The sequence below is a fragment of the Sandarakinorhabdus limnophila DSM 17366 genome (assembly GCF_945882885.1).
Classification (GTDB): Bacteria; Pseudomonadota; Alphaproteobacteria; order Sphingomonadales; family Sphingomonadaceae; genus Sandarakinorhabdus; species Sandarakinorhabdus limnophila_A.
On the sequence record NZ_CAMCWT010000087.1, the window covers coordinates 1 to 6,602 of the forward strand.

Annotated in this window: 5 protein-coding genes; 2 read left to right on the forward strand and 3 right to left on the reverse strand. The window is 64.8% G+C overall.

From position 1 onward, the window contains the following. Both Q7O19_RS12680 and cysK read left to right on the forward strand, forming a co-directional pair. Positions 1-1,251, forward strand: coding sequence for an MFS transporter (locus tag Q7O19_RS12680; protein ID WP_369692481.1), 1,251 nt, complete (start codon positions 1-3; stop codon positions 1,249-1,251). A gap of 79 nt (positions 1,252-1,330) precedes the next feature. Continuing rightward, the gene (gene cysK, locus Q7O19_RS12685) at positions 1,331-2,248 is read left to right on the forward strand and encodes a cysteine synthase A (RefSeq protein WP_303810864.1); all 918 of its coding nucleotides are present in this window, start codon (positions 1,331-1,333) and stop codon (positions 2,246-2,248) included. Here cysK and Q7O19_RS12690 read toward each other — a convergent pair. The 3 genes from Q7O19_RS12690 to Q7O19_RS12700 all read right to left on the reverse strand — a co-directional run bounded on the left by Q7O19_RS12690 (position 2,212) and on the right by Q7O19_RS12700 (position 6,575). Continuing rightward, positions 2,212-3,003, reverse strand: a complete 792-nt coding sequence (locus Q7O19_RS12690; RefSeq protein ID WP_303810865.1) for a metallophosphoesterase — start codon at positions 3,001-3,003, stop codon at positions 2,212-2,214. The two genes, cysK and Q7O19_RS12690, sit on opposite strands and share 37 nt — an antisense overlap. A gap of 26 nt (positions 3,004-3,029) precedes the next feature. Beyond that, entirely contained in the window at positions 3,030-4,295 is a 1,266-nt protein-coding gene (locus tag Q7O19_RS12695) for an NADH:flavin oxidoreductase/NADH oxidase family protein (protein WP_303810866.1), read from the reverse strand. 96 nt (positions 4,296-4,391) lie between these two features. Continuing rightward, entirely contained in the window at positions 4,392-6,575 is a 2,184-nt protein-coding gene (locus Q7O19_RS12700; protein WP_303810867.1) for a 3-hydroxyacyl-CoA dehydrogenase NAD-binding domain-containing protein, read from the reverse strand. Between the last annotated feature and the right edge of the window lie 27 nt (positions 6,576-6,602).

The window sequence follows — 6,602 nt, forward strand, 5'->3', positions numbered from 1 at the left end:
TTGGCCGTGCCGTCCATTCCCGCCCCGCTGAAAATCCGCGATTATCGTGCCTTCTGGGTCGCGCGCTTTTTCGCCACCGTCGCAGGCATGATGATGGTCGTCGTCATCGGCTGGCAGGTGTACGATATCGCCCGCGAGAGCATGAGCCGGGACGATGCAGCCTTTCTGCTCGGCATGATTGGGCTGGCGCAGTTCCTGCCCTTGTTCTGTCTGGCGCTTGTGGTCGGCGTAATCGCTGATCGGGTGGACAGGCGTTATATCGCCCGCGCCGCCGTCGCACTAGAAATCTGCTGCGCCGGCGTCCTCGGCTGGCTGGCGCTTGCCGGTGACATGCCGATGCTGGCGTTGTTCGTGGTCGCCGCCCTGCTTGGTGTCGGCCGCGCCTTCCAGGGGCCGTCGATGGCCGCACTCGCCCCCAACCTGGTGCCGCGCGAACTGCTGCCACAGGCCATCGCGCTGAACAGCATCAGCTGGCAGACCGGCGCCGTGCTCGGCCCGCCGCTGGGGGCCTTTCTCTATGCGGTGTCGCCAGCCACGCCCTATGTGGTGGCCGCCATCTTGTTCGCCCTCACCTTCATCTGCCTGATGCTGATCCGGCCGGTGCCGCGCCCGGCGCCATCGATTCTCACGCCGTGGCGCTCGCTGGTGGACGGCATTGCCTATGTCCGCCACAACAAGGTGCTGCTGGGCGCGATCAGCCTTGATCTGTTTGCCGTGTTGCTGGGCGGGGCGACCGCGATGCTGCCGGTTTATGCCCGCGATGTGCTGTTTGTGGGCGTGGAAGGGCTGGGGCCTTTGCGCGCCGCGCCGTCGGCCGGCGCCGTGGTGATGGCGGTGCTGCTCGCCAGCCGGCCGCTCAAGCGCCATGTTGGCGTGGTGATGTTCGGTTCGGTGGCGCTTTTTGGGCTGGCCACCATCGTCTTCGGCCTGTCCACCTCCTACCCGCTCAGCCTCGCCGCGCTGGCGGTGCTGGGCGCGGCCGATGCGATCAGCGTGTTCGTGCGCGGCAGCCTGATCCAGCTGCACACGCCCGATGACATGCGCGGGCGTGTATCGAGCGTGTCGGGCCTGTTCATTTCGGCCAGCAATGAGCTGGGCGAATTGGAATCGGGCCTCGCCGCCCGCTATATCGGCGCGGTACCGGGCGTGGTGATCGGCGGCGTGGGGGCCATCATCGTTACTGTGCTGTGGGCCTGGCGCTTTCCGCAACTGCGCAAGGCCGATCGGTTCGATCAGCAAAAGCCGGCCTGAACACACCCCAAGATTTTCCGCCGTTGGCGCGCAGCGTTTGCAGGTCTAAAACACATGCAAACAACCGGAAGGTGCCGTGATGAAGGCCAACAACATCCTCGAAACCATCGGCCGCACGCCGCACGTGCGCATGGGGAAATTGTTCCCGAACGCCGAAGTGTGGATCAAATCCGAACGCACCAATCCCGGCGGATCGATCAAGGATCGCATTGCGCTGGCCATGATCGAGGCCGCCGAAGCCGATGGCACGCTGAAACCCGGCGGCATCATCGTGGAGCCGACCAGTGGCAACACCGGCATTGGCCTCGCCATGGTGGCCGCAGTGAAGGGCTACAAGCTAATCCTGGTCATGCCGGAAAGCATGTCGATCGAGCGGCGGCGGCTGATGCTGGCCTATGGCGCCAGTTTTGATCTGACGCCGCGCGAAAAGGGCATGAACGGCGCCATCGCCCGCGCACTGGAAATCGTGGCGAACACGCCGAACAGCTGGATGCCGCAACAGTTCGAGAACCCGGCGAACATCGATGTGCATGTGCGGACGACCTCCGAAGAAATCCACGCCGATTTCGCCGACAGTCCGCCCGATGCGATCATCACCGGCGTTGGCACCGGCGGGCACATCACTGGCGTTGCGCAGGTGTTGAAGGCCCGCTGGCCGAAATTGAAAGTCTTCGCGGTCGAACCCGCCGCCTCCCCGGTGATTTCCGGCGGCTCGCCCAGCCCGCACCCGATCCAGGGCATCGGTGCCGGCTTCATCCCGAAGAATCTCGATGTCTCGCTGCTCGATGGCGTGATCCAGGTCGATGCCGGCGACGCCAAGGCCTGGGCGCTGCGCTCGGCAGCCGAGGAGGGCATGCTGGTCGGCATCTCGTCGGGCGCGACGCTGGCCGCCATTGCGCTGAAGCTGAAGGAAATGCCGGGCGCGCGCATCGTTGGCTTCAATTACGACACCGGGGAGCGTTATCTTTCGGTGCCTGAATTTCTTCCCGGCGGCTGAAGCTCCACCACCACGATCTCACCCTGCGTGCCCAGCCGAACGGGCACGATGGATGTACCGATGCCGGCGGACACCAGCATCTGCTGGCCACCGGGATTTCGGAACAGGCCGCGCAGATATTGGGAATCAAGTTTTTTGAACTGCGGCCAGCCAAAGATCTGGATCTGGCCGCCATGCGTGTGCCCGGCCAGCACCAGGTCCACGTTGGGCGGCAGCATCGTCCACAAGCGCGGTTCATGCACCAGTGCGATCAGCGGCTTGCCGGGCTGCGCGCGCGCGGCGGCGGCCCGCAGGCCCTGCACCGGCCGCTGACCGATGATCAGATCATCGCTGCCAACAATCTGGATCGGGCCAACATCAACAAGATCGCCCGCCAGCAGTTTGAGGCCGAACCGCCGCATCACCCAGCGGATCCAGTAGGGATCATCGTGATTGCCCGGCACGCTCCACACGCCGAGCGGGGCTTTCAACCGGGTGAGCGGCTGCACCGCATCGTCCATCCGCATCGGCGGGTCCCAGATCTTGCTGGCGTGGAAATCGCCGGTGACCACGACCAGATCGGGATGGAGCGCGTTGACCTGATCCATGATGCGGTTCAACCGCACCTGCGGCATATCCCAATTGCTGCCATGCAGATCGGAAAGATGCACCAGCCGCAACGGCCGTTGCAGCCCGGCCAGTTCGACGCGATAGCGCACCACCGCCGGATCGCGGATCGCGCCGAGCCAGCCCGCCCAACCAAGGGCAAGTACCAAGCTGGCAAAAATGCACGCGAACCGTTTCAAAGCCGGGCCTTGTTTTCCTTGTCTTCGGCAAGAAAGGCCTTGAACGGGTTGAGCTTTTCGGCGACGCCGCCGGCCGCAACCCGGCGCAGTTGCTGATAATACCAGGCCTGCGCGGCAAAGCCATTCATGGTCCGCACCAGCTTGAACGGCGAAGCCGGGCTGAGCCACCAGGGGCCGATCGCCAGCCGTTCCTCGTCGCGCGGCAGTTCCTCAATATGGCCTTCGAGCAGTTCGGTGACGCAAGTGGGATCGGCGCACAGCGGCCGGCCGACGCCAACAAAGGCGATGCCGCTGGCCAGCGCATCCTGCATGGCATTCAGGCTGCGGAAGCCACCCGTCACCATCAGCGGCGGCGTTTTCGCGGCCATCAGCGCGCGCGCCAGCTGCACGAAATAGGCTTCGCGCTGGCGGGTGGATTGCTGCTTCGGTTCTTCGCGCGGGGCAAGGCCATCCATGTCCATCATCGCCGGCTGTTCATAGGTGCCGCCCGACAATTCCAGGCAATCGACCCCCAGATCGGCCAGCCAGCCGGCAACGGTGAGGCATTCCTCGAAGGCAAAGCCGCCCTTCTGGAAATCAGCGCTGTTCAGCTTCACCGACACCGTGAAATCAGCCCCCACGGCGGCCCGCACTGCCTTCACCGTTTCAATCAGGAAACGGGCGCGGTTTTCCAGGCTGCCGCCCCATTCGTCGCGGCGCAGATTGGCAAGCGGAGAGAGGAACTGGCTGATCAAGTAGCCGTGCGCGGCATGGATCTGCACGCCGGTAAAGCCGGCCTCCCGCGAGACAACGGCGGCGTTGGCAAAACGCGCGATCAGATCCTGGATTTCAATGCCGGTGAGCGGATGCGGCATGCCGAACTGCCCGCCCGGCAGCGCCAGCGGCACTGCCGACGGCGCCCGCGGATGGGGATTGACGTTCTTCTGCGTCTGGCGGCCGGCGTGACTGATCTGCACCCAGGCCTGCGTATCGCCAGCGGTGGCCGCCGCAGCCCAGCGCGCCCAGGCCGCCTTGCCTTCGTCGCTGAGTGGCCCATCGACAATCACATTGCCCGGCCGTTCCAGATGGCCGCGATCAACCTGCACGTTGCCCGTGATCAGCAGCCCGCAACCGCCATCGGCCCAGCGCCGATACAGGGTTTCATGGGCGGCATTGGGCAGGCCATCGCGAAACGCCAGCCCTTCCGTCATTGCCGCCTTGGCGATGCGGTTGCGAAAGTGCTGCCCGTTGGGCAGGCTGAAGGCTTCGTTGACGTCTGGCATGCTTGCACCCCTGATTTCGGTTCAGCCTGCCGCCCCAACGGGCCCTGCGCAAGCCCGGCGGCTCCCCTCCTGTGAAGAGGGAGGGGAGCGCTTGCTTCAGGCCGCCTGCTTCGCCGCCATGGCGTAGAAGCTGTCGCCGCGCGCTGCCATGTCACGCAGCAGTTGCGGCGGCGCGAAGCGTTCACCATGGGCTTGCGCCAGCCGGTCCAGCGTGGCGACGACGTTGGCGATGCCGACGGTATCCATGTGGCTGAACGGACCGCCAGTGAACGGCGCAAAGCCCCAGCCGAAGATGGCGCCCAGGTCGCCGTCCTGCGGGGTTTCCAGCACGCCTTCGGCAAAGCAGCGCGCGCATTCGACAAGCTGGCGATAGAGCAGCCGTTCCTTCACCTCGGCGGCGGAGGGCTGATCCGCGGCGAGGCCACCGGCCACCGTTGCCGCCAGTTCCGGCCACAGATGCTTTTTGCCGCCTTCGGGATAGACATAGAAACCCTTGGCGTTCTTGCGGCCCTGACGGCCAAGTTCGTGCATCTTGGTGATGACGCCATCGGCCGGACCCGGCTTGTAGGCATCGCCCAGATCGGCCTTGGTCTGCTGACCAACCTTGTAGCTGAGATCGAGGCCGACTTCGTCGTTCACGGCCAGCGGGCCCACCGGCATGCCCATCTGCTTGCCGACATTTTCGATCAGCGCCGGCACCGTGCCTTCGCCCAGCAGCGACAGGCCTTCCTGCACATAGGTGCCAAAGCAGCGCGAGGTGTAGAAGCCGCGGCTGTCATTCACCACAATCGGGGTTTTCCGGATCGCCGCGACATAATCCAGCGCCTTGGCGATGGCTTCCGGCCCGGTTTCCTTGCCAACGATGATTTCCACCAGCGGCATGCGTTCCACCGGCGAGAAGAAGTGGATGCCGATGAAATTGGCCGGCTTGCTCCACGCTTTGGCGAGGCCGGTGATCGGCAGGGTGGAGGTGTTGGAACCGAAGATCACATCGGGGCCAACAACGGCTTCGGTGGCCTTGGTGACATCGGCCTTGATCTCGCGGGTTTCGAACACCGCTTCGATGATCAGGTCGCAGCCGGCCAGATCGGCATAATCCGAAGTCGGCTTGATGCGATCAAGGATGATCTGCGCCTTGGCCGGATCCATGCGCTTCTTGGCCAGACGATCGGCCGTGTATTGCTTGCCCTTTTCGGCGGCGGCCAGATCGCGATCGAGCAGCACCACCTCGATGCCGGCCTGCGCCGTCACCATGGCGACGCCCGCACCCATCAGGCCGGCACCAAGCATGCCGATCTTCTTCGTCGGCATCGGCGCAATGCCCTTGGGACGGCGCGCGCCCTTTTCGGCGGCCTGCTTCGAAACAAACAGGCTGCGGATCATGTTGCCGGCCTGGGGATCGGCGACGACCTTGGCGAAATATTTGGATTCAATGCGGATGGCGGTGTCCATCGGCACCTGAGTGCCTTCATAGACAGCGCTCAGGATCGCCTTGGGCGCGTTCATATTGTCGCCGGCATTCACGTGCGTCATGGCGGTTCCGCCAACGAAAATCTGCGCGAAATTGGGGTTGAGCGCGGTGGCCGGACCACCGGGCATCTTGAAATTCTTGGTGTCCCACGGCTGCACGCCGCCATTGGGGTTGGCCTTCACCCACGCCTTGGCAGTGGCGATGATCTGATCGGAGGGCACCACGGCCTGCGCCACACCAAAGCCCAGGGCTTCCTGCGGGTTCATGTTCTTGCCTTGCAGCAGATACATCAGGGCGGGCTGGATGCCCATGAGGCGCGGCAGGCGCTGGGTGCCGCCGGCGCCCGGAAACAGGCCGACCATGATTTCCGGCAGGCCCAGCGTGATCTTGGGATTGTCAGCAATCACGCGATAATGGCAGGCGAGGATGAACTCCAGCCCGCCGCCCAGCGCGAGGCCATTGACGGCCGCCGCCACCGGCTTGCCGCAGGTTTCCAGATCGCGCAGCAGCTTGTTCAGGCCGAACACGCCATCGAACAGCGCGGCCATCTTGCTCTTGCCTTCAGGCGCGGCGCCGCCGCCGAACAGCGCGCCCATGCCCTTCAGGTCGGCCCCGGCCATGAAGCCGCTTGCCTTGCCGGAGGTGAGCACGGCGCCCTTCACGGCGTCGTCGGTCTTCAGCCGCTCAATGGCGGCGGCCAGATCGGCCTGCACTTCGGGCGTGATGACATTCATCGACTGGCCGGGCACGTCGATGGTGAGCAGGAGGATGCCGTCGGCATCGAGTTCGGTGTGGATCGCGGTGGTCATTGGGGTTTCCCCTTGATGTCGTTCTGC

What these genes read in the sequence shown, in the direction of transcription:
- Q7O19_RS12695 (WP_303810866.1), bottom strand. Translation starts at nt 4,295, where the DNA reads ATGCCAGACGTCAACGAAGCCTTCAGCCTGCCCAACGGGCAGCACTTT.
- Q7O19_RS12700 (WP_303810867.1), bottom strand. Translation starts at nt 6,575, where the DNA reads ATGACCACCGCGATCCACACCGAACTCGATGCCGACGGCATCCTCCTG.
- cysK (WP_303810864.1), top strand. Translation starts at nt 1,331, where the DNA reads ATGAAGGCCAACAACATCCTCGAAACCATCGGCCGCACGCCGCACGTG.